This is a genomic window from Erwinia rhapontici (assembly GCF_020683125.1).
Taxonomy (GTDB): Bacteria; Pseudomonadota; Gammaproteobacteria; order Enterobacterales; family Enterobacteriaceae; genus Erwinia; species Erwinia rhapontici.
Genome location: NZ_CP085627.1, coordinates 4,736,459 through 4,758,332, shown reverse-complemented (window position 1 = coordinate 4,758,332; position 21,874 = coordinate 4,736,459). Strand labels below are relative to the sequence as shown.

Sequence of the window (21,874 nt, the reverse complement as noted above, 5' to 3'; positions counted from 1 at the left end):
GCCAGTGCCTGGCCTGCGTGACTCTGGTACACTTGGCAAATATTTGATTGTAGAGCAGGCAAAACAAATGGCAGATGAATCAAAGGACACAACCCACTTCGGCTACCGCACCGTTGCGAAAGACGAAAAGGCCGATATGGTTGCTGATGTTTTCCATTCCGTTGCGGCCAAATATGATCTGATGAATGACCTGATGTCATTCGGCATTCACCGCATCTGGAAGCGTTTTACCATTGATTCCAGCGGCGTGCGCCGTGGGCAACGCGTTCTCGATCTGGCGGGTGGCACGGGTGACCTCACGGCGAAATTCTCGCGCCTGGTGGGTGAAACCGGTGAAGTCGTGCTGGCCGATATCAACAGCTCAATGCTGAAAGTGGGCCGTGAAAAGCTGCGCAATAAAGGCATTATCGGCAACGTGAATTATGTGCAGGCCAACGCCGAAGCACTGCCGTTTCCTGATAACTATTTTGACTGCATCACTATCGCTTTCGGTCTGCGTAATGTGACTGAAAAAGAAAAAGCGCTGGCGTCCATGTTCCGTGTGCTGAAGCCGGGTGGGCGTTTGCTGGTACTGGAGTTTTCCAAGCCGCAGTTCGCACCGTTGAGCAAAGCGTACGATGCCTATTCATTCCATATTTTGCCGCGCATTGGTGAAATGGTCGCGAAAGACGCAGGCAGCTATCGCTATCTGGCAGAGTCCATCCGTATGCATCCCGATCAGGACACTCTGAAACAGATGATGAATGACGTTGGCTTTGAAAACACCACGTATCACAATCTGACGGGCGGCATTGTTGCCTTGCACCGCGGATTTAAGTTTTAAGCAGGGAAACGAATGACATTAACGCCGCTATTAACCGCCAGTCTGGAGACCGCACTTAACCATTTGCTGTACCGCGATCGTGGCCTTAAGGCGGCGCGTCAACGTCTCAATGGTCGCAGCCTGGCGATCGTGCTGGCCGAGCTCAAGCAGCCGATTATCTTCATTTTCAGTGAACAGCAGGTGGACGTGATTGGCGAATGGAGTGATACACCGGATTGTACGGTGAAGACGCGCTTTGCCACGCTGTCAAAACTGCGTGATCGGCAGCAACTGACGACACTTATTCGCAGCGGTGAGCTGGAAGTTGAAGGTGACCTTCAGGTTGTGCAGCAGTTTTCGGCCCTGCTGGACCTGGCAGAACTGGACCCGGCAGAGTATCTTGCGCCCTGGATCGGTGATATCGCCGCCCAGGGCATCACGCAGTTCGCGCGACGTGGTTTCAACGCGGTCCGCCGTGATGTGCAGCGTAAACAGAGTTATCTGTCACAAACGGTGACGGAAGAGTGGCGTCTGGCACCGGGTTCGCTTGAGCTGGTGTGGTTTGCTGAAGAAGTGGATGCGCTGTCCCGTTCGCTGGATGCGTTAGATGCTCGCCTTAGCCAGCTGGAGGTCAAATGACCTTCGGTGAACTGCGTCGTCTCTATCTGATTATTCGTGTGTTCCTCAGCTACGGTCTTGATGAACTGATCCCGAAAATGCGCCTGACTCTGCCGTTACGGCTGGGGCGTAAATGCCTGTTCTGGATGCCTAACCGCCATAAAGACAAGCCATTGGGCGAGCGTTTACGCTTGTCTCTGGAGCAGTTAGGGCCGGTGTGGATTAAGTTTGGGCAAATGATGTCGACCCGTCGGGACCTGTTTCCGCCGTTGATCGCTGATCAGCTAGCGATGTTGCAGGATCGCGTCGCGCCATTTGATGGGGCTAAAGCGCTTAAACTGATCGAACAGTCGCTGGGTGCGCCTATCGACACCCAGTTCGATGATTTCAATATTGTCCCGCTGGCTTCTGCCTCTATCGCCCAGGTACATACTGCAACCCTGAAAGAGAACGGCCGTGAAGTGGTGATCAAGGTGATCCGCCCGGACATTTTGCCGGTGATTAAAGCGGATATGCGATTGATTTACCGCCTGGCGCGCTGGGTGCCGCGTTTGTTACCTGATGGTCGCCGTCTGCGTCCACGCGAAGTGGTGGCGGACTATGAAAAAACACTGCTCGACGAGCTGAACCTGCTGCGCGAAGCCGCCAATGCTATCCAGCTGCGACGTAACTTTGATAGCAGCAAGATGCTGTACATACCGGAAGTCTTTTCAGATTACTGCAGTGAAAATATGATGGTGATGGAGCGTATTTACGGTATTCCCATCTCCGATGTGGTGACGCTGGAGCAGCATGGCGTCAACATGAAGCTGCTGGCCGAGCGTGGCGTACAGGTTTTCTTTACCCAGGTGTTCCGTGACAGCTTTTTCCATGCGGATATGCACCCCGGTAACATCTTCGTCAGCTATGAACATCCGGAAGATCCGCAATATATTGGCATTGACTGCGGTATTGTTGGCTCTCTGAACAAAGAAGATAAACGCTATCTGGCAGAGAATTTCATTGCCTTCTTTAATCGCGACTACCGTAAGGTGGCCGAGCTGCACGTGGATTCCGGCTGGGTGCCGCCCGATACCAATGTGGAAGATTTCGAATTCGCCATTCGCACAGTGTGCGAACCGATTTTTGAGAAACCGCTGGCCGAAATTTCGTTCGGACATGTGCTACTTAACCTGTTCAACACGGCACGTCGCTTTAATATGGAAGTGCAGCCTCAGCTGGTTCTGCTGCAAAAAACCTTGCTGTACGTTGAAGGGGTGGGTCGCCAGCTCTATCCACAGCTGGATTTGTGGAAAACGGCCAAGCCTTTCCTGGAAGACTGGATTAAAGACCAGGTAGGGATTCCTGCCATTGTGCGTGCGTTGAAAGAAAAAGCGCCGTTCTGGGCAGAAAAATTGCCTGAGCTGCCAGAGCTATTTTATGACAGCCTGCGTCAGCATAAGCATTTGCGGCACAGTGTCGATCGCCTGGCAAACGATCTGAAAGGAGAGCGTGCAAAGCAGCATCAGTCGCGCTATCTGTTTGGCGTCGGTGCTACATTGTTGCTGAGTGGGACGGCAATCCTGCTGTCACGTCCTGAATGGGATATGTTCTCTGCCGGGCTGATGGCCGCAGGCGTGGTTGCCTGGCTGGTTGGCTGGCGCAGAACAAACTGATTGTCATGAAAGGTAAATAGGCAGTTTATTGCGCAAGGGGCAAGGTTTGCGCATCGTAAGTAAGACATAAGCTGTTATATACTCGAAATCCGCATCACTTATTGTTATCAGAGGTAATCATGGGTATTACACTTCCACACTTGTTGATCATCGCGGTACTGGTGATTCTGTTGTTTGGCACCAAAAAACTGCGCTCACTGGGTTCTGACCTCGGTTCGTCGATCAAAGGCTTTAAAAAAGCCATGAGCGATGAAGACGACAAAGAAAAAAACCATGCTCATGATGATGCTGACTTCAATGCCAAACTGGCTGAACCGCAGCAGACTGAAGCGAAGAAAGAAGACGTCAAGAACGACAAGGTGTAATCCGTGTTCGACATAGGCTTTGGTGAACTGGTACTGGTATTCGTTATTGGCCTGGTGGTATTGGGTCCGCAGCGTTTACCTGTTGCAGTCAGAACGGTGATGGGCTGGATTCGCGCAATGCGTTCTCTGGCAACCAGCGTTCAGAATGAGCTGGCCCAGGAACTGAAAATTCAGGAACTGCAGGACGGCCTGAAAAAAATTGAACAGGCCAGCAAAGACAGTCTCTCCCCTGAACTGAAAGCGACGGTCGATGAGCTGAAACAGACGGCTGATTCAATGAAGCGCTCCTACTTGGGCGAAAATGAAAAAGCGGATGACGAAGCTCATACTATCCATAATCCGTTGGTGAAAGATCCGCAAGAATCGCATGATGGTGCCACGCCAGCGGCAGCGGATCACCAGGCAAGTGCGCCTGCACAGGCACCTGTCACGGTGACGCAATCTGCCTCGTCAATGCCATCTGAATCGAAACAGCCGCCAGCGTCTTCCGCTCCGCGTGCACCCGTGCCACCCCTACAACCAGGCGATGAACGTTAAATATGGCTGTTGATGATACCCAACCGCTTATCAGTCATCTGATTGAGCTACGTAAGCGCCTGTTGAACAGCATTATTGCTGTTCTGGCCATTTTTCTGTGCCTGGTGTATTTTTCCAACGATATTTATCAACTTGTCTCGGCGCCATTGATCAAGCAATTGCCCGCCGGGGCCAGTATGATCGCTACGGATGTCGCCTCTCCTTTTCTGGCACCGATTAAGCTGACAATCATTGTCTCTTTGTTCCTGTCAGTGCCGGTTATCCTCTACCAGGTGTGGGCTTTTGTGGCGCCCGCGTTGTATCGCCATGAACGCAGGCTGGTTATGCCCCTGCTGTTTTCCAGTTCATTCCTATTCTACCTGGGGATGGCTTTCGCCTACTTTATTGTCTTCCCGCTGGCGTTTAGTTTCTTTGCCAAGACCGCGCCCCAGGGAGTGACGATTGCCACCGACATTAATAACTATCTCGATTTTGTGATGACGTTATTTATGGCATTTGGTGTGTCGTTCGAAGTACCGATTGCTATCGTTCTGCTGTGCTGGACCGGGGTAACAACGCCAGAAGATTTGCGTGCGAAGCGCCCGTATGTGCTGGTAGGTGCATTTGTCGTGGGCATGTTACTGACGCCGCCGGATATCTTCTCCCAGACGTTGCTGGCCATTCCGATGTACTGCCTGTTTGAAGTCGGTGTTTTTGTTTCCCGCTTCTACGTGGGTAAAAACCGTCGAGATGATGAAGACGAAGTACAGGACGCGGAATCGGAGTAACGATGCGCGAACGGCTGCCACCGGCAGAACAATCTGAATAAATTAACCGCCCGTCAGGGCGGTTACTGTATGGAAGAGACTATGTTTGATATTGGTGTAAACCTGACCAGCACGCAGTTCGCGAAAGATCGCGAAAAAGTCGTTAAACGTGCGCGTGAAGCGGGTGTCACCGGCATGTTGATTACGGGCACCAATGCGCTGGAAAGTCAGCAGGCTTGCAGCCTTGCACAGCAGCATCCGAAGTATTGCTGGTCAACCGCTGGCGTTCATCCCCATCATGCCAGCGAGTGGTCGGGAGAAACGGCGGCTACGCTGCGTCGACTGGCAGAAAACGAGCGGGTTGTCGCTATTGGGGAGTGTGGCCTCGATTTTAACCGTAACTTTTCTGAACCGGAACAGCAGGCTTACGCCTTTGAAGCCCAGCTCGCTTTGGCCGCCGAATTATCACTGCCTGTGTTTCTGCACTGCCGGGAAGCCCATGAGCGGTTTATTGCGATCCTGACGCCGTGGTTACCTAAGCTACCAGCGGCTGTATTGCACTGCTTTACCGGGACACGTGAAGAGCTGGAAGCCTGTCTGGCAGTGGGATTATCTATCGGAATTACCGGATGGGTGTGCGATGAGCGAAGAGGACAGGCGCTGCGCGAGTTGATGCCGTTGATCCCGGCAGAACGTCTGTTGCTGGAAACGGATGCGCCCTGGTTGCTCCCGCGTGATATGCACCCACGTCCGGCATCGCGCCGCAATGAACCCTGTTTTTTACCGCATATTGTTCAACAGGTGGCACTACTGCGTGGGGAAGATGCGGGTGAACTGGCAGAGCAAACGGCGTTAAACGCACGAAAACTGTTTGGTCTGTGAGACGCCCTGGGGCTATTTTTGCCTCTGAATGATGCGTATTACAGCTTCTGAAACTGGCGGTTGCCCACACTGCGTACCACCTGTTTATTTAACAGGTTCAGTAGCAGCATAGATCGGGCTTCACCGTCAGGTTCAGTGAATATCGCCTGCAACCCTTCAAATGCACCCTCGGTAATAATTACCGTATCGCCTGGCTGCGGCAGCTCACTTTCTACGACGGTTTCGATAGGGCTTTGCAACGCGACAATCACATCCAGCGGGACGGTGGCGGGCTGGTTACCAAAACGGACAAAATGGCTGACCCCACGCGTTGCGCTGATGGTTGTGGTGTGAATGGATTCAGGATCGAACTCAATAAACAGATAATTAGGGAATAACGGTTCATTCACCTGGGTACGTTTACCGCGCACTGTTTTCTCTAAAGCAATCATCGGGCTGAGGCAATGCACGGCCTGGCGCTCAAGGTGTTCTTTTGCGCGCAGTAACTGACCTCGTTTGCAGTAAAGTAAATACCAGGATTCCATAACATCACTTTCCAATTATCTGTCCGATAAGAATAGCAAAATCGCTCTGAGAGATATAGCGAGATTGGCGGCATCAGTCTGTTTCATCCCCCTGGCTCACAGGGTACTCCGTCATACGATAACGCTGAATTCGCCGTTATTATCGAATCAACTTGTCGCCTTACACCTGTGTCGTATCCTTATTATGCACGGCAGATCAGCCTTATTCTAATAAGCGAGTCCGCTGTGTTTTGCCGTGCGCAAGAGGCTAAACGTTGCAACAAAATTTACCCTGAGCGATGGATCGGCACTATAATGGCCGACTCACTGACCGTACTGATGGAAAGTCATGAAATACCACGACTTACGCGACTTCCTTTCTCTGCTTGAACAGCGTGGGGAATTAAAACGCATCAAACATGAGATCGATCCCGATCTGGAAATGACTGAAATTGCCGATCGCACACTGCGTGCCGGTGGTCCTGCTCTGCTGTTTGAAAACCCGAAAGGTTACAGCATGCCAGTCCTTTGCAATCTCTTTGGTACCCCGGACCGCGTGGCGCTGGGCATGGGCCAGGAGGATGTTAAAGCACTGCGTGACGTTGGCCGCCTGCTGGCCTTCCTTAAGGAGCCTGAGCCGCCGCGTGGTTTCCGCGACTTCTTCGATAAAATGCCGCAGTGGAAGCAGGTCCTGAACATGCCGACCAAACGGCTGCGCAGTGCACCTTGCCAGGAACAAATTTGGCAGGGCGATGATGTCGATCTCAGCCGTATTCCGGTGATGAAATGCTGGCCAGACGACGCAGCACCGCTGGTGACCTGGGGTCTGACCGTGACGCGCGGCCCGCTGAAAGAACGCCAGAATTTAGGCATCTATCGTCAGCAGGTGATTGGTAAAAACAAACTGATCATGCGTTGGCTCTCACACCGTGGCGGCGCACTGGATTTCCAGGATTGGTGCCAGCAGCATCCGGGCGAACGTTTTCCCGTCTCTGTTGCGCTGGGTGCCGATCCGGCCACCATTCTCGCGGCCGTCACGCCAGTGCCGGATACTCTGTCGGAATATGCTTTTGCCGGGCTGTTACGCGGCACGAAAACCGAAGTGGTTAAGTGCGTTTCCAACGATCTGGAAGTCCCTGCCAGTGCAGAAATTGTGTTGGAGGGGTACATTGAACCGGGTGAAATGGCACCGGAAGGTCCATACGGTGACCACACTGGTTACTATAATGAAGTGGATAACTTCCCGGTGTTCACCATCACGCATATTACGCAGCGCCGTGATGCGATTTATCATTCTACCTTTACCGGGCGTCCGCCGGATGAACCTGCGGTACTGGGTGTCGCGCTGAATGAAGTGTTTGTGCCGATCCTGCAAAAACAGTTTCCGGAGATTGTGGATTTCTATTTACCACCGGAAGGGTGTTCATACCGTCTTGCCGTGGTGACGATTAAGAAACAGTATGCCGGACACGCCAAACGCGTCATGATGGGTGTCTGGTCTTTCTTGCGTCAGTTTATGTATACCAAATTTGTTATCGTCTGCGATGATGACATTAATGCCCGAGACTGGAATGATGTCATATGGGCGATCACCACGCGTATGGATCCGGCCCGTGATACCGTGCTGATTGAAAATACACCGATCGACTACCTCGATTTTGCCTCGCCTGTTTCGGGTCTGGGGTCAAAAATGGGGCTTGATGCGACCAATAAATGGCCGGGTGAAACCCAGCGCGAGTGGGGTACGCCAATCCGTAAGGACCCTGCCGTTACTGCACGTATTGATGCGATCTGGGATGAGTTAGGCATCTTGAGTGATACACCAGCGCGATGAAGCGCTGGCGGTCAAATGATAATGACGACCCGACAGAGGGAACGCATGACAACCTTAAGCTGTAAAGTGACCTCAGTAGAGGCTATTACCGATACCGTGTACCGCGTACGAATGATCCCTGAAGCTGATTTTAGCTTCCAGGCGGGTCAGTATTTGATGGTGGTGATGGATGAAAACGACAAACGTCCGTTCTCACTGGCATCAACGCCGATGGAAAAAGACATTATTGAGCTGCATATTGGTGCCTCTGAGCTGAACCTCTATGCGATGGCCGTAATGGAACGTATCCAACAGCAGCGTCAGATCACCGTTGATATTCCTCATGGTGATGCATGGCTACAAGAGGGCGAACGTCCGCTGGTATTGATTGCTGGCGGCACAGGTTTCTCCTATGCGCGTTCCATTTTGCTGACAGCATTGTCGCAGCAGCCGGATCGCCATATTGCGATCTACTGGGGTGGGCGCGAGCTGAAACACCTGTACGATCTGGATGAACTGAACGCCCTGGCGATTAAGCACCCGAACCTGAGCGTTATTCCGGTGGTCGAGCAACCTGAAGAGGGCTTTACCGGCCGTAATGGCACCGTTCTGACCGCTGTCATGCAGGATTATGGCTCTCTTGCCGATCACGATATCTACATAGCTGGTCGTTTTGAGATGGCTAAAATCGCCCGTGAACGCTTCTGTGCTGAACGTGGTGCACAGGAATCGCGCATGTTTGGCGATGCTTTTGCCTTTATCTGATAGTAAGGGGCAGCCTGGCTGCCCCTTGTTTTTACCCGTGTTGAAAGCTAAACGCGTTCGAACACCGTTGCGATCCCCTGTCCCAACCCGATGCACATGGTGGCAAGGCCAAATTGCGCATCCCGTCGTTCCATCAGATTAAGCAGTGTGGTGCTGATACGCGCTCCTGAGCATCCCAGTGGGTGGCCTAATGCAATCGCGCCGCCATTCAGATTCACCTTCTCGTCGAGCTGATCCATTAACCCCAGATCCTTAATACAGGGCAGGGTTTGTGCCGCAAAGGCTTCATTCAATTCAAACACACCGATATCGCTGGCGTTCAGCCCGGCACGTTTCAGCGCCAGCTGTGATGCCGGAACAGGACCGTACCCCATAATTGACGGGTCACAGCCGACAACGGCCATTGCGCGGATCCGGGCTCGCGGTGTGAGGCCAGACTCCCGTGCGAGTGACTCGCTCATCACCAGCATGGCGGCTGCGCCGTCGGAGAGTGCTGAACTGCTGCCCGCCGTCACGGTACCGTTCACTGGATCAAATGCCGGGCGCAATGCTGCCAGATTTTCCACGGTGGTATCCGGGCGAATAACTTCATCGGTGTCATAGCGTTTTAATACACCATCGGCGTCATGCCCGGATACAGACACAATTTCACTGGCGAAATGCCCGGCTTCCGTTGCTGCCCAGGCGCGCTGATGGGATCGCGCTGCAAACTGATCCTGCATCTCACGACTGATACCGTGAATTTTTGCCAGCATTTCAGCCGTCAGGCCCATCATTCCCGCCGCTTTCGCGACATTGCGGCTCAGCCCGGGATGGAAGTCGACGCCGTGATTCATCGGTACGTGACCCATGTGTTCTACGCCGCCAATCAGGCAGGCGCGGGCATCGCCCACCATAATGGCGCGTGCGGCATCGTGCAGTGCCTGCATCGACGAGCCACACAGGCGGTTGACGGTGGTCGCGGGCACGCTATGAGGGATTTCCGCCAGCAGAGCCGCATTACGCGCAATATTAAATCCCTGTTCCAGCGTCTGCTGAACGCAACCCCAATAGATGTCATCCAGCAACGCGGCGTCCAGCGCAGAATTGCGGCTGAGCAGGCTACGCATCAGATGAGCTGAAAGGTCTTCGGCACGTACATGGCGAAATGCGCCACCTTTCGAACGTCCCATTGGCGTGCGAATGGCATCAACGATCACAACTTTTTCCATTTTGATTTCCTCACGCCGTTTTCAAAGAGAGATCATTCAGGGGAACCGCCAGCGGATACCAGCTTCCGCCCTGCGCTGCCTTATCCCGTAACCCGTCCGGCAGATGATAAAGCGGACCGAGTACAGTGAGCGGTTCAGCCTGAGCAACAAACTGATCGCTGCCAAGGGTGTCCAGATAGCGGAACGCGCCGCCGTGGAACGGTGGGAAGCCAAGGCCGTACACCAGCGCCATATCGGCTTCCGCCGGACTGGCAATAATGCCTTCTTCCAGACAGCGAACCACTTCGTTAATCATGGGGATCATCATGCGCGCGATAATTTCCTCATCGCTGAACACGCGTTTAGGCTGGCACACGCTCTGCAACAAACGATCGGTTTCGGCATCCGTCACCTTTTTCGCTTTACCTTTATTGTCGGTTTCCCAGCGCCAGAATCCTTGCTGGTTTTTCTGGCCGTAGCGTTTTGCTTCAAACAGGATATCGATGGCATCCCGGTACTCTTTCTTCATACGTTGCGGGAAGCCCTCTGCCATAACGCGTTGCGCATGATGCGCTGTATCGATGCCTACCACATCCAGCAGCCACGAGGGGCCCATTGGCCAGCCGAACTGTTTTTCCATCACCTTATCAACCTGACGGAAGTCGGCGCCGTCGCGCAGCAGCAGACTGAAGCCAGCGAAGTAGGGGAACAGCACGCGGTTCACAAAGAATCCTGGACAGTCATTGACGACAATCGGTGTCTTGCCCATTTTGCTGGCCCAGGCCACCACTTTGGCGATGGTGCTTTCAGCGGTTTTTTCTCCCCGGATAACCTCAACGAGTGGCATACGGGGCACCGGGTTGAAGAAGTGCATACCGCAGAAATTTTCCGGGCGGGTGAGTGCTTTAGCAAGCTGGCTGATGGGAATGGTCGAGGTGTTCGATGCCAGAATCGTATCCGGGCGAATGTGACTTTCTGTTTCGGCCAGTACGGCCGCTTTCACCTGCGGATTTTCTACTACCGCTTCTACTACCACATCAACCCGATCGAACCCCGTATAGTGAAGCGTGGGTTGAATGGTGCTGATGACTCCTGCGAGCGTCAGACCATCAATCTTGCCGCGTACCAGCTGCTTATTCAGCAGTTTTGCGGCTTCATTCATCCCCAGCGTCAGCGATGTGTCGCTGATATCTTTCATGATAACCGGCACGCCTTTCCAGGCGGACTGATAAGCGATGCCGCCGCCCATGATGCCGGCACCCAGCACGGCGGCCTGTTTTGGCGTTTCGACGTCGCGGGTCAGTTTCTTCGCTTTGGCTTTCACCGCCTGATCGTTAAGGAAAATCCCGACCAGGGCACGGGCTTCATTCGATCGTGCCAGGGGAACAAACGCAGCCGTTTCCAGTTTCAGTGCTTCATCACGTCCCAGACGTGCGGCGGCTTCAATGGTTTTCACGGCGGTCAGTGGGGCCGGATAGTGTTTCCCGGCGGTTTGCATCACCATAGCTTTGGCCGTGGTGAAACTCATTGCGGCTTCGATTTTATTCAGTTTTAGCGCTTCCAGCTTGCACTGGCGGCGTTCCCGCCACGGCTGTCGGCCGGAGATAGCTTCTTTCAACACGGATAATGCGGCGGCATCCAGTTTATCCGCAGCCACGACAGCATCTACCAGACCCACTTTCAGCGCCTGAGCGCCATCAATATCTTTACCTGCGGCAATAATCTCCAGCGCACTGTCAGCTCCCAGCAGACGTGGCAGGCGCACGGAACCGCCGAAACCTGGCATGATGCCAAGCTTCGTTTCCGGCAGGCCAATGCGGGTATCGGCAGTCGCGATACGGAAATCCGTTGCCAGCACGCATTCGCATCCGCCACCCAATGCATAACCACGGATGGCCGAAACGGTGGGGACAGGCAAATCTTCCAGCCGATTAAAGATGCTATTAGCAAAGCCCAGCCATGCTGTCAGTTTTTCTTCCGGGGCGATAAACAGTGAGAGGAATTCCGTGATATCGGCACCGACGATAAAGGCCGTTTTGCGCGAGGTTAGTAGAACGCCGCGCAGGGTGGGTTGCTGTTCCAGCACCGAGATAGCTTCACCGAGGCTGGCAACCGTCTGTGTATCCAGCTTGTTCACCGAGCCGGGCGCATCAAAAACCAGTTCGGCTATGCCGTCTTCCAGCCAGTCGAGGGATAGGGTTTCGCCTTGGTAGAGCATGTGTGTCTCCTGTGCCGCGATAAGGGGATCTGGTCATACCAGATGATCGTGAGTGTGGGATTGGTGTTGCTTATTTGCAAACGATACGTTGTCGATTTGCAAACAAGATCACAACTGCGGCAAAACGCCATACCCCTGCTGGCTGTGGTAAGATGCCGACAATTTCGTAATAACGGAGACAGGAAGATGGAGTCACTGGTTACGCTTTATCAGCAGCATGTTAAAACGTTACAGCAGCGCGCACAGCAGGTACTGGCGCGGCACAATCTTGATGCCATGCTGATTCATTCCGGGGAATTACTGACGGTATTTCTCGACGATCACACGTATCCCTTTAAGGTTAATCCTCAGTTCAAAGCCTGGGTGCCGGTCACTCAGGTGCCAAACTGCTGGCTGTGGATCGACGGTGTGAACAAACCGAAACTGTGGTTCTATTCCCCTGTTGATTACTGGCACAACGTTGAGCCTTTACCGCACAGTTTTTGGACGAGCGAAATTGACATCGTCGGCCTGAAAAGCGCGGATGACATTGGTCAGCAGTTGCCTGTGCAGCGCCAGAATGTGGCCTACATTGGCCCGGTGCCTGCACGAGCGACTCAGCTTGGATTCAGTGCCGAAGCGATTAATCCTCAGGGCGTGATCGACTTCCTGCATTATCACCGTGCTTATAAAACGGGTTATGAGCTGCACTGCCTGCGTCAGGCGCAGAAAACAGCCGTGACCGGTCATCGTGCGGCGAAAGAAGCGTTTCTGTCGGGTATGAGCGAGTTCGACATTAATGTCGCCTATCTCAGCGCGACCGGCCACCGCGATACCGATGTTCCTTATGGCAATATCATTGCCCTTAACGAACATGCAGCGGTGCTGCACTACACTAAACTCGAACATCAGCTCCCTGAACAGCGCCGCAGTTTCCTGATCGATGCAGGTGCCGAGTATAACGGCTACGCGGCAGACCTGACCCGCAGCTATGCGACTAATGAGAAGAGCGACTATGCGCAGTTGATCCGGGATATGAACGCTGAAGAGCTGGCGTTGATTGCCACGATGAAAGCGGGCGTGCGCTATACCGAATACCATCAGCAGATGCATTACCGTATCGCCAGTCTGTTGTTGAAACACCAACTGGTGAATGGCATCAGCGCGGAAGCCATGGTGAAAGAGGATCTTACGGGGCCCTTTATGCCTCATGGCATCGGCCATCCGCTGGGCTTACAGGTGCATGACGTTGCAGGTTTTATGCAGGATGACCAGGGGACACATCTGGCCGCCCCTGCGCAGTATCCTTACCTGCGTTGTACCCGCATGCTGGAGCCTGGAATGGTGCTGACGATTGAACCGGGCATCTACTTTATCGACTCGCTGCTGGCGCCGTGGCGTGCCGGTAAGTTCAGCCAGCATTTTGACTGGGCGAAAATTGATGCGCTGAAGCCTTACGGCGGTATTCGTATTGAAGATAATGTCGTGATTCATACCAACGGCGTAGAAAATATGACTCGCGATCTGCATCTGGCCTGATGGACGCTTACGATATCCCGGCTGAACTATTCAGCTTTAGCGAAGAGATCAAGAAAAGCCGCTTTATCACGCTACTGGCACATACCGAAGGTGTGGAGGCGGCGCGGGGATTCGTACAGCAGATCAAGCAGCAGCACCCAACGGCCCGGCATCACTGCTGGGCGTTCGTTGCCGGGGCACCCGATGATTCGCAACAGTTGGGATTCTCCGACGACGGGGAGCCGTCCGGTACCGCCGGAAAACCGATGCTGGCCCAGTTAATGGGTAACAATATTGGCGAAATTACGGCGGTGGTTGTGCGTTATTATGGCGGCATCCAGCTGGGAACGGGGGGGCTGGTCAAGGCCTATGGCGGTGGCGTGCAGCAGGCGTTGCGATTACTGCCCCGCAAGGTCAAGGTTCCCATGATGCAGTTCAGCCTGATTTGCGATTATGCCCAACTGGGTGATATTGAACGGATGGTCGCACGCTTTGATGGCCAGCTGATTCATACTGAGTTCCAACAGAACATTACTCTTCACCTGGCTCTGCCTCATGCGCAGGTGGCGGGCTTCAGGCAAAATCTGTCAGACTTTAGCCGGGGCGCTTTGCACTTAGCCTCGCTCACATAACACTTCATGTCAGGAAAGGAACGGCAGAATGCATTTTCGCGCCATTACCCGCATAGTGGGTTTACTGGTCATTTTGTTCTCAGGCACCATGATTGTGCCCGGGCTGGTGGCGTTAATTTACCGCGATGGGGCAGGGCGAGCATTCACTCAGACGTTTTTCATGGCGCTGATGATTGGGACGTTACTGTGGTGGCCCAACCGTAAAAAGAAGAGCGAGCTGAAGCCACGGGAAGGGTTTCTGATCGTCGTATTGTTCTGGACGGTGCTGGGTAGTGTGGGTGCTATGCCCTTTATCTTCGCAGAGCAGCCTAATCTGTCGCTGACCGATGCCTTTTTCGAATCGTTCTCCGCTCTGACGACCACCGGAGCCACCACGTTGGTGGGGCTGGATGCATTGCCGAAGGCGATTTTGTTTTATCGCCAGATGCTGCAGTGGCTGGGGGGGATGGGGATCATCGTACTCGCCGTAGCGATCCTGCCTATTCTTGGGGTGGGGGGAATGCAGCTCTACCGTGCCGAAATGCCTGGCCCGTTGAAAGACAATAAAATGCGGCCGCGTATTGCTGAAACAGCGAAAACGCTCTGGCTGATTTATGTGCTGCTGACGATTGCCTGTGCAGTGTCGCTGTGGATGGCGGGTATGTCGTTGTTTGATGCCATTGGGCACAGTTTCTCAACTATCGCCATTGGGGGGTTCTCTACCCATGATGCCAGCATTGGCTACTTTAATAGTCCGACTATTAATACCATCATCGCCGTCTTCCTGCTGATTTCTGGCTGTAACTACGGCCTGCACTTCTCGTTACTGAGCGGGCGAAACTTACGCGTGTACTGGCGTGACCCTGAATTTCGTATGTTTATCGGCGTACAGATTACACTGGTGATTATCTGTACTCTGGTGCTGTGGTTTCATAATGTCTATCAGACAGGAATGCAGACCATTAATCAGGCTTTCTTCCAGGTGGTATCGATGGCAACCACCGCAGGTTTCACGACGGACAGCATTGCGCGCTGGCCTCTCTTTTTACCCGTATTGTTACTCTGTTCTGCTTTTATTGGTGGCTGTGCGGGTTCGACGGGCGGTGGCCTGAAGGTGATCCGTATTCTGCTGTTGTTTAAGCAAGGGTCGCGAGAACTGAAAAGGCTGGTACACCCTAATGCGGTATACACCATTAAATTGGGTAGCCGTGCGCTGCCTGAACGCATTCTTGAAGCGGTGTGGGGGTTCTTCTCTGCCTATGCATTAGTATTCATCCTCAGCATGCTGGCGATCATCGCTACTGGTGTTGATGACTTCTCTGCATTTGCGGCGGTGGCAGCAACGCTGAATAATCTTGGCCCGGGCCTTGGTGTGGTGGCGGACAACTTTACCTCAATGAATGATACCGCCAAATGGATACTGATTTTGACGATGCTGTTCGGGCGTCTTGAAGTCTTCACCTTATTAGTTCTGTTTACGCCGACATTCTGGCGTGAATAAGTGAGAGTGGAATAATGAAAGCGTTAATCCTGTTTTCCAGCCGTGATGGGCAGACCCGCGAGATTGCCTTCTATATAGCTAACCAGCTAAAGGAGGTTCGGGAGTGTGATGTGTTCAACATCCAGCTTATTAACGAGATTGACTGGGCGCAGTACGATCGGGTGTTGATTGGTGCTTCTATTCGTTATGGTCACTTCCATCCAGCGGTGGCCAAATTTGTGAAAACACACCTTAATGCACTGCAGCAGCGTTCAAGTGGTTTTTTCTCGGTAAACCTGACGGCACGTAAGCCTGAGAAGCGTACACCGCAGACCAATGCTTATACTCGAAAGTTTTTGATTCAGTCGCCGTGGGAGCCTGACTGCTGTGCTGTCTTTGCGGGCGCGCTGCGGTATCCGCGCTACAGTTTCTTCGATCGCATCATGATCCAGTTGATTATGCGTATGACAAAGGGAGAAACCGATGCCAGTAAAGAAGTGGAGTATACCGACTGGCAACAAGTGGCCCGTTTTGCCCATGAATTTGCTGAATTACCGAACAAATCGCAGTAAAAAAACGCGCTTCGCTGAAAAATAACGCGCTCAGTCATTTTATTGCAATAAACACTTGTCACTCGTCGGAAACTGCCTATAATGCGCAACCACTGAGACGGCACAACGGCTTACGGCCAGCGGCTCAGGAGGTTCAGGAAGCATCTGAACCGCCGGAAAAAACTTCTCAAAAAGAAGTTGACTCCGAAGGAGGAAAGCGTAATATACGCCACCTCGCAACAGGAAGCTTCGGCACTGATTGCACCGCTCTTTAACAATTTATCAGACAATCTGTGTGGGCACTCGCAGGATTGATATCAGTCACCTCCGGGTGACAAAAAAATATCAAGTCTTAAGAGTGAACACATAATGAAATTCATTATGACGTTTTACACTTGAGCATCGCTGCACTTGTTGCAGCAAATCGAACTTTTAATTGAAGAGTTTGATCATGGCTCAGATTGAACGCTGGCGGCAGGCCTAACACATGCAAGTCGAACGGTAGCACAGGGGAGCTTGCTCCTTGGGTGACGAGTGGCGGACGGGTGAGTAATGCCTGGGAAACTGCCCGATGGAGGGGGATAACTACTGGAAACGGTAGCTAATACCGCATAACGTCTTCGGACCAAAGTGGGGGACCTTCGGGCCTCACACCATCGGATGTGCCCAGGTGGGATTAGCTAGTAGGTGGGGTAATGGCTCACCTAGGCGACGATCCCTAGCTGGTCTGAGAGGATGACCAGCCACACTGGAACTGAGACACGGTCCAGACTCCTACGGGAGGCAGCAGTGGGGAATATTGCACAATGGGCGCAAGCCTGATGCAGCCATGCCGCGTGTATGAAGAAGGCCTTCGGGTTGTAAAGTACTTTCAGTGGGGAGGAAGGCGATGAGGTTAATAGCTTCGTCGATTGACGTTACCCGCAGAAGAAGCACCGGCTAACTCCGTGCCAGCAGCCGCGGTAATACGGAGGGTGCAAGCGTTAATCGGAATTACTGGGCGTAAAGCGCACGCAGGCGGTCTGTCAAGTCGGATGTGAAATCCCCGGGCTCAACCTGGGAACTGCATTCGAAACTGGCAGACTAGAGTCTTGTAGAGGGGGGTAGAATTCCAGGTGTAGCGGTGAAATGCGTAGAGATCTGGAGGAATACCGGTGGCGAAGGCGGCCCCCTGGACAAAGACTGACGCTCAGGTGCGAAAGCGTGGGGAGCAAACAGGATTAGATACCCTGGTAGTCCACGCCGTAAACGATGTCGACTTGGAGGTTGTGCCCTTGAGGCGTGGCTTCCGGAGCTAACGCGTTAAGTCGACCGCCTGGGGAGTACGGCCGCAAGGTTAAAACTCAAATGAATTGACGGGGGCCCGCACAAGCGGTGGAGCATGTGGTTTAATTCGATGCAACGCGAAGAACCTTACCTGGCCTTGACATCCACGGAATTCGGCAGAGATGCCTTAGTGCCTTCGGGAACCGTGAGACAGGTGCTGCATGGCTGTCGTCAGCTCGTGTTGTGAAATGTTGGGTTAAGTCCCGCAACGAGCGCAACCCTTATCCTTTGTTGCCAGCGAGTAATGTCGGGAACTCAAAGGAGACTGCCGGTGATAAACCGGAGGAAGGTGGGGATGACGTCAAGTCATCATGGCCCTTACGGCCAGGGCTACACACGTGCTACAATGGCGCATACAAAGAGAAGCGACCTCGCGAGAGCAAGCGGACCTCATAAAGTGCGTCGTAGTCCGGATCGGAGTCTGCAACTCGACTCCGTGAAGTCGGAATCGCTAGTAATCGTAGATCAGAATGCTACGGTGAATACGTTCCCGGGCCTTGTACACACCGCCCGTCACACCATGGGAGTGGGTTGCAAAAGAAGTAGGTAGCTTAACCTTCGGGAGGGCGCTTACCACTTTGTGATTCATGACTGGGGTGAAGTCGTAACAAGGTAACCGTAGGGGAACCTGCGGTTGGATCACCTCCTTACCTGAAGATACCTTCCCGCGTAGTGTCCACACAGATTGTCTGATGAAAAAGTAACGAGCAGAAAAACCTCTACAGGCTTGTAGCTCAGGTGGTTAGAGCGCACCCCTGATAAGGGTGAGGTCGGTGGTTCAAGTCCACTCAGGCCTACCAAATTTGCACTCATGCGGCGTTATGCATTCGGTCGTTTACCAAAGTAAACTTCCCTCCTGCATGCCTTGCCTGAGCACAAATTACATTTCTTCGCTGGAATGTAATGGTAGTAAAAGGTTTCTGTAAGACTGTATGGGGCTATAGCTCAGCTGGGAGAGCGCCTGCCTTGCACGCAGGAGGTCAGCGGTTCGATCCCGCTTAGCTCCACCATACTGTTTTTCTAAATAAAATACTTCAGAGTGTGCTGGATAACAGTATGCTGCGAAGTATTATGCTCTTTAACAATCCGGAACAAGCTGAAAATTGAAACGACATGTCGTTTTCATTCTCCGTAATAAGAATGAAATTAACGATATGTTCGAGTCTCTCAAATGCTTACAACAGCAATGTGTTCTTCGGGACGCTTGTGGGTTGTGAGGTTAAGCGACTAAGCGTACACGGTGGATGCCTAGGCAGTCAGAGGCGATGAAGGGCGTGCTAATCTGCGATAAGCGTCGGTAAGGTGATATGAACCGCAACAACCGACGATACCCGAATGGGGAAACCCAGTGTGTTTCGACACACTATCATGTCATGAATACATAGTGGCATGAGGCGAACCGGGGGAACTGAAACATCTAAGTACCCCGAGGAAAAGAAATCAACCGAGATTCCCCCAGTAGCGGCGAGCGAACGGGGAACAGCCCAGAACCTGAATCAGTTTGTGCATTAGTGGAAGCGTCTGGAAAGTCGCAGGGTACAGGGTGATACTCCCGTACACAAAAATGCACCTACTGTGAGTTCGATGAGTAGGGCGGGACACGTGACATCCTGTCTGAATATGGGGGGACCATCCTCCAAGGCTAAATACTCCTGACTGACCGATAGTGAACCAGTACCGTGAGGGAAAGGCGAAAAGAACCCCGGCGAGGGGAGTGAAACAGAACCTGAAACCGTGTACGTACAAGCAGTGGGAGCCTACTTGTTAGGTGACTGCGTACCTTTTGTATAATGGGTCAGCGACTTATATTCTGTAGCAAGGTTAACCGTATAGGGGAGCCGCAGGGAAACCGAGTCTTAACTGGGCGTTAAGTTGCAGGGTATAGACCCGAAACCCGGTGATCTAGCCATGGGCAGGTTGAAGGTTGGGTAACACTAACTGGAGGACCGAACCGACTAATGTTGAAAAATTAGCGGATGACTTGTGGCTGGGGGTGAAAGGCCAATCAAACCGGGAGATAGCTGGTTCTCCCCGAAAGCTATTTAGGTAGCGCCTCGTGAACTCATCTTCGGGGGTAGAGCACTGTTTCGGCTAGGGGGCCATCCCGGCTTACCAACCCGATGCAAACTGCGAATACCGAAGAATGTTATCACGGGAGACACACGGCGGGTGCTAACGTCCGTCGTGAAGAGGGAAACAACCCAGACCGCCAGCTAAGGTCCCAAAGTCATGGTTAAGTGGGAAACGATGTGGGAAGGCACAGACAGCCAGGATGTTGGCTTAGAAGCAGCCATCATTTAAAGAAAGCGTAATAGCTCACTGGTCGAGTCGGCCTGCGCGGAAGATGTAACGGGGCTAAACCATGCACCGAAGCTGCGGCAGCGATACGCAAGTATTGTTGGGTAGGGGAGCGTTCTGTAAGCCGTCGAAGGTGAACTGTGAGGTTTGCTGGAGGTATCAGAAGTGCGAATGCTGACATAAGTAACGATAAAGCGGGTGAAAAGCCCGCTCGCCGGAAGACCAAGGGTTCCTGTCCAACGTTAATCGGGGCAGGGTGAGTCGACCCCTAAGGCGAGGCCGAAAGGCGTAGTCGATGGGAAACAGGTTAATATTCCTGTACTCGGTGTTACTGCGAAGGGGGGACGGAGAAGGCTATGTTAGCCGGGCGACGGTTGTCCCGGTTTAAGCGTGTAGGCTTGAGTTCCAGGCAAATCCGGAACTCTTTAAGGCTGAGGCGTGATGACGAGGCACTACGGTGCTGAAGTAACAAATGCCCTGCTTCCAGGAAAAGCCTCTAAGCATCAGGTAACATTGAATCGTACCCCAAACCGACACAGGTGGTCAGGTAGAGAATACCAAGGCGCTTGAGAGAACTCGGGTGAAGGAACTAGGCAAAATGGTGCCGTAACTTCGGGAGAAGGCACGCTGTCGGTAGGTGAAGGGACTTGCTCCTGGAGCTGAAGGCAGTCGAAGATACCAGCTGGCTGCAACTGTTTATTAAAAACACAGCACTGTGCAAACACGAAAGTGGACGTATACGGTGTGACGCCTGCCCGGTGCCGGAAGGTTAATTGATGGGGTTATCCGCAAGGAGAAGCTCTTGATCGAAGCCCCGGTAAACGGCGGCCGTAACTATAACGGTCCTAAGGTAGCGAAATTCCTTGTCGGGTAAGTTCCGACCTGCACGAATGGCGTAATGATGGCCAGGCTGTCTCCACCCGAGACTCAGTGAAATTGAACTCGCTGTGAAGATGCAGTGTACCCGCGGCAAGACGGAAAGACCCCGTGAACCTTTACTACAGCTTGACACTGAACATTGAGCCTTGATGTGTAGGATAGGTGGGAGGCTTTGAAGCGTGGACGCCAGTCTGCGTGGAGCCAACCTTGAAATACCACCCTTTAACGTTTGATGTTCTAACCTGGCGCCGTGATCCGGCGTGGGGACAGTGTCTGGTGGGTAGTTTGACTGGGGCGGTCTCCTCCTAAAGAGTAACGGAGGAGCACGAAGGTTAGCTAATCACGGTCGGACATCGTGAGGTTAGTGCAATGGCATAAGCTAGCTTGACTGCGAGAGTGACGGCTCGAGCAGGTGCGAAAGCAGGTCATAGTGATCCGGTGGTTCTGAATGGAAGGGCCATCGCTCAACGGATAAAAGGTACTCCGGGGATAACAGGCTGATACCGCCCAAGAGTTCATATCGACGGCGGTGTTTGGCACCTCGATGTCGGCTCATCACATCCTGGGGCTGAAGTAGGTCCCAAGGGTACGGCTGTTCGCCGTTTAAAGTGGTACGCGAGCTGGGTTTAGAACGTCGTGAGACAGTTCGGTCCCTATCTGCCGTGGGCGCTGGAGAATTGAGAGGGGTTGCTCCTAGTACGAGAGGACCGGAGTGAACGCACCACTGGTGTTCGGGTTGTCATGCCAATGGCATTGCCCGGTAGCTAAGTGCGGAAAAGATAAGCGCTGAAAGCATCTAAGCGCGAAACTTGCCTCGAGATGAATTCTCCCTGGGTCCTTGAGACCCCTGAAGGGACGTTGAAGACTACGACGTTGATAGGCCGGGTGTGTAAGCGCAGCGATGCGTTGAGCTAACCGGTACTAATGACCCGTGAGGCTTAACCTTACAACGCCAGAAGCGTTCTGGTGGCGTTAGAGAGACGCAAAAGAGATTTTCAGCTTGTTACCGGAATTAAGTCCGAAGGATTTTGCGCTGTGACAAGGCGGCCAGTGAAGTGAGGGAAGGAGCATACATAAGTATGTGACTGAGCTTACGAGCGCAGGCAACGCAGTCAGAGCACAAAAGACACAGGACAGA

The 21,874-nt window shown here is 53.0% G+C and carries 16 protein-coding genes, 2 tRNA genes and 2 rRNA genes; 17 read left to right on the top strand and 3 right to left on the bottom strand.

The features are described 5' to 3' along the window. The first annotated feature begins 67 nt into the window (after nt 1-67). The 7 genes from ubiE (at nt 68) to tatD (ending at nt 5,605) form a co-directional block, all read left to right on the top strand. Nucleotides 68-823, top strand: a complete 756-nt coding sequence (gene ubiE, locus LJN55_RS21905) for a bifunctional demethylmenaquinone methyltransferase/2-methoxy-6-polyprenyl-1,4-benzoquinol methylase UbiE (protein WP_133846825.1) — start codon at nt 68-70, stop codon at nt 821-823. 12 nt (nt 824-835) lie between these two features. Then, nucleotides 836-1,441: a ubiquinone biosynthesis protein UbiJ gene (ubiJ, locus tag LJN55_RS21900; RefSeq protein WP_159338547.1), complete on the top strand. Its 606-nt coding sequence runs from the start codon at nt 836-838 to the stop codon at nt 1,439-1,441. After that, complete coding sequence (gene ubiB, locus LJN55_RS21895; protein ID WP_133846823.1) at nt 1,438-3,075, top strand: ubiquinone biosynthesis regulatory protein kinase UbiB; 1,638 nt, start codon at nt 1,438-1,440, stop codon at nt 3,073-3,075. Before ubiJ ends, ubiB begins: the two co-directional genes overlap by 4 nt. A 116-nt stretch (nt 3,076-3,191) precedes the next feature. Further along, the gene (gene tatA / locus LJN55_RS21890) at nt 3,192-3,440 is read left to right on the top strand and encodes a twin-arginine translocase TatA/TatE family subunit (RefSeq protein ID WP_133846885.1); all 249 of its coding nucleotides are present in this window, start codon (nt 3,192-3,194) and stop codon (nt 3,438-3,440) included. Nucleotides 3,441-3,443: 3 nt separating this feature from the next. Beyond that, on the top strand, nt 3,444-3,977 hold the full coding sequence (tatB, locus tag LJN55_RS21885) for a Sec-independent protein translocase protein TatB (RefSeq protein WP_133846822.1): 534 nt from the start codon (nt 3,444-3,446) through the stop codon (nt 3,975-3,977). 2 nt (nt 3,978-3,979) lie between these two features. After that, a complete protein-coding gene (gene tatC / locus LJN55_RS21880; protein WP_133846821.1) occupies nt 3,980-4,744 on the top strand; it encodes a Sec-independent protein translocase subunit TatC in 765 nt (254 codons plus the stop codon). Between the two features lie 81 nt (nt 4,745-4,825). Further along, nucleotides 4,826-5,605, top strand: a complete 780-nt coding sequence (gene tatD / locus LJN55_RS21875) for a 3'-5' ssDNA/RNA exonuclease TatD (protein WP_133846820.1) — start codon at nt 4,826-4,828, stop codon at nt 5,603-5,605. Between the two features lie 38 nt (nt 5,606-5,643). On the opposite strand, the gene rfaH is transcribed toward tatD, so the two are convergent. Then, a complete protein-coding gene (gene rfaH / locus LJN55_RS21870; protein WP_159338548.1) occupies nt 5,644-6,129 on the bottom strand; it encodes a transcription/translation regulatory transformer protein RfaH in 486 nt (161 codons plus the stop codon). A 328-nt stretch (nt 6,130-6,457) separates the two neighbouring features. Here rfaH and ubiD point away from each other — a divergent pair, with 328 nt between their 5' ends. Together ubiD and fre are read left to right on the top strand one after the other, a co-directional pair. Next, a complete protein-coding gene (ubiD, locus tag LJN55_RS21865; protein WP_133846818.1) occupies nt 6,458-7,942 on the top strand; it encodes a 4-hydroxy-3-polyprenylbenzoate decarboxylase in 1,485 nt (494 codons plus the stop codon). 45 nt (nt 7,943-7,987) lie between these two features. Continuing rightward, nucleotides 7,988-8,686 (top strand): NAD(P)H-flavin reductase, encoded by a 699-nt coding sequence (fre, locus tag LJN55_RS21860; protein WP_133846817.1) that lies wholly within the window; start codon nt 7,988-7,990, stop codon nt 8,684-8,686. A gap of 47 nt (nt 8,687-8,733) precedes the next feature. Here fre and fadA read toward each other — a convergent pair whose 3' ends face one another. Next, nucleotides 8,734-9,897 (bottom strand): acetyl-CoA C-acyltransferase FadA, encoded by a 1,164-nt coding sequence (gene fadA, locus LJN55_RS21855; protein ID WP_133846816.1) that lies wholly within the window; start codon nt 9,895-9,897, stop codon nt 8,734-8,736. A 10-nt stretch (nt 9,898-9,907) separates the two neighbouring features. Continuing rightward, complete coding sequence (gene fadB / locus LJN55_RS21850; protein WP_133846815.1) at nt 9,908-12,094, bottom strand: fatty acid oxidation complex subunit alpha FadB; 2,187 nt, start codon at nt 12,092-12,094, stop codon at nt 9,908-9,910. A 186-nt stretch (nt 12,095-12,280) separates the two neighbouring features. On the opposite strand from fadB, the gene pepQ reads away from it, so the two are divergent. The 8 genes from pepQ to LJN55_RS21810 all read left to right on the top strand — a co-directional run bounded on the left by pepQ (nt 12,281) and on the right by LJN55_RS21810 (nt 21,682). Beyond that, nucleotides 12,281-13,612, top strand: coding sequence for a Xaa-Pro dipeptidase (pepQ, locus tag LJN55_RS21845; RefSeq protein ID WP_227535278.1), 1,332 nt, complete (start codon nt 12,281-12,283; stop codon nt 13,610-13,612). Then, a complete protein-coding gene (locus LJN55_RS21840) occupies nt 13,612-14,223 on the top strand; it encodes an IMPACT family protein (protein ID WP_133846813.1) in 612 nt (203 codons plus the stop codon). The genes pepQ and LJN55_RS21840 overlap by 1 nt, the downstream gene beginning before the upstream one ends. Before the next feature lie 28 nt (nt 14,224-14,251). Then, nucleotides 14,252-15,703, top strand: a complete 1,452-nt coding sequence (trkH, locus tag LJN55_RS21835) for a Trk system potassium transporter TrkH (protein WP_133846812.1) — start codon at nt 14,252-14,254, stop codon at nt 15,701-15,703. Between the two features lie 14 nt (nt 15,704-15,717). After that, nucleotides 15,718-16,254, top strand: a complete 537-nt coding sequence (gene hemG, locus LJN55_RS21830; protein WP_159338551.1) for a menaquinone-dependent protoporphyrinogen IX dehydrogenase — start codon at nt 15,718-15,720, stop codon at nt 16,252-16,254. A 412-nt stretch (nt 16,255-16,666) separates the two neighbouring features. After that, a 16S ribosomal RNA gene (locus LJN55_RS21825) occupies nt 16,667-18,209 on the top strand. Between the two features lie 73 nt (nt 18,210-18,282). Beyond that, a tRNA-Ile gene (locus tag LJN55_RS21820) sits at nt 18,283-18,359 on the top strand. Between the two features lie 134 nt (nt 18,360-18,493). Next, nucleotides 18,494-18,569, top strand: a tRNA-Ala gene (locus LJN55_RS21815). 207 nt (nt 18,570-18,776) lie between these two features. After that, nucleotides 18,777-21,682, top strand: a 23S ribosomal RNA gene (locus LJN55_RS21810). The 16S and 23S rRNA genes sit together here with 2 tRNA genes alongside, the layout of an rRNA operon. Nucleotides 21,683-21,874 lie beyond the last annotated feature (192 nt).

What these genes read in the sequence shown, in the direction of transcription:
- ubiJ (WP_159338547.1), top strand. Translation starts at nt 836, where the DNA reads ATGACATTAACGCCGCTATTAACCGCCAGTCTGGAGACCGCACTTAAC.
- fadB (WP_133846815.1), bottom strand. Translation starts at nt 12,094, where the DNA reads ATGCTCTACCAAGGCGAAACCCTATCCCTCGACTGGCTGGAAGACGGC.
- rfaH (WP_159338548.1), bottom strand. Translation starts at nt 6,129, where the DNA reads ATGGAATCCTGGTATTTACTTTACTGCAAACGAGGTCAGTTACTGCGC.
- tatD (WP_133846820.1), top strand. Translation starts at nt 4,826, where the DNA reads ATGTTTGATATTGGTGTAAACCTGACCAGCACGCAGTTCGCGAAAGAT.
- ubiD (WP_133846818.1), top strand. Translation starts at nt 6,458, where the DNA reads ATGAAATACCACGACTTACGCGACTTCCTTTCTCTGCTTGAACAGCGT.
- LJN55_RS21840 (WP_133846813.1), top strand. Translation starts at nt 13,612, where the DNA reads ATGGACGCTTACGATATCCCGGCTGAACTATTCAGCTTTAGCGAAGAG.
- trkH (WP_133846812.1), top strand. Translation starts at nt 14,252, where the DNA reads ATGCATTTTCGCGCCATTACCCGCATAGTGGGTTTACTGGTCATTTTG.
- hemG (WP_159338551.1), top strand. Translation starts at nt 15,718, where the DNA reads ATGAAAGCGTTAATCCTGTTTTCCAGCCGTGATGGGCAGACCCGCGAG.
- fadA (WP_133846816.1), bottom strand. Translation starts at nt 9,897, where the DNA reads ATGGAAAAAGTTGTGATCGTTGATGCCATTCGCACGCCAATGGGACGT.
- tatC (WP_133846821.1), top strand. Translation starts at nt 3,980, where the DNA reads ATGGCTGTTGATGATACCCAACCGCTTATCAGTCATCTGATTGAGCTA.
- pepQ (WP_227535278.1), top strand. Translation starts at nt 12,281, where the DNA reads ATGGAGTCACTGGTTACGCTTTATCAGCAGCATGTTAAAACGTTACAG.
- ubiB (WP_133846823.1), top strand. Translation starts at nt 1,438, where the DNA reads ATGACCTTCGGTGAACTGCGTCGTCTCTATCTGATTATTCGTGTGTTC.
- ubiE (WP_133846825.1), top strand. Translation starts at nt 68, where the DNA reads ATGGCAGATGAATCAAAGGACACAACCCACTTCGGCTACCGCACCGTT.
- fre (WP_133846817.1), top strand. Translation starts at nt 7,988, where the DNA reads ATGACAACCTTAAGCTGTAAAGTGACCTCAGTAGAGGCTATTACCGAT.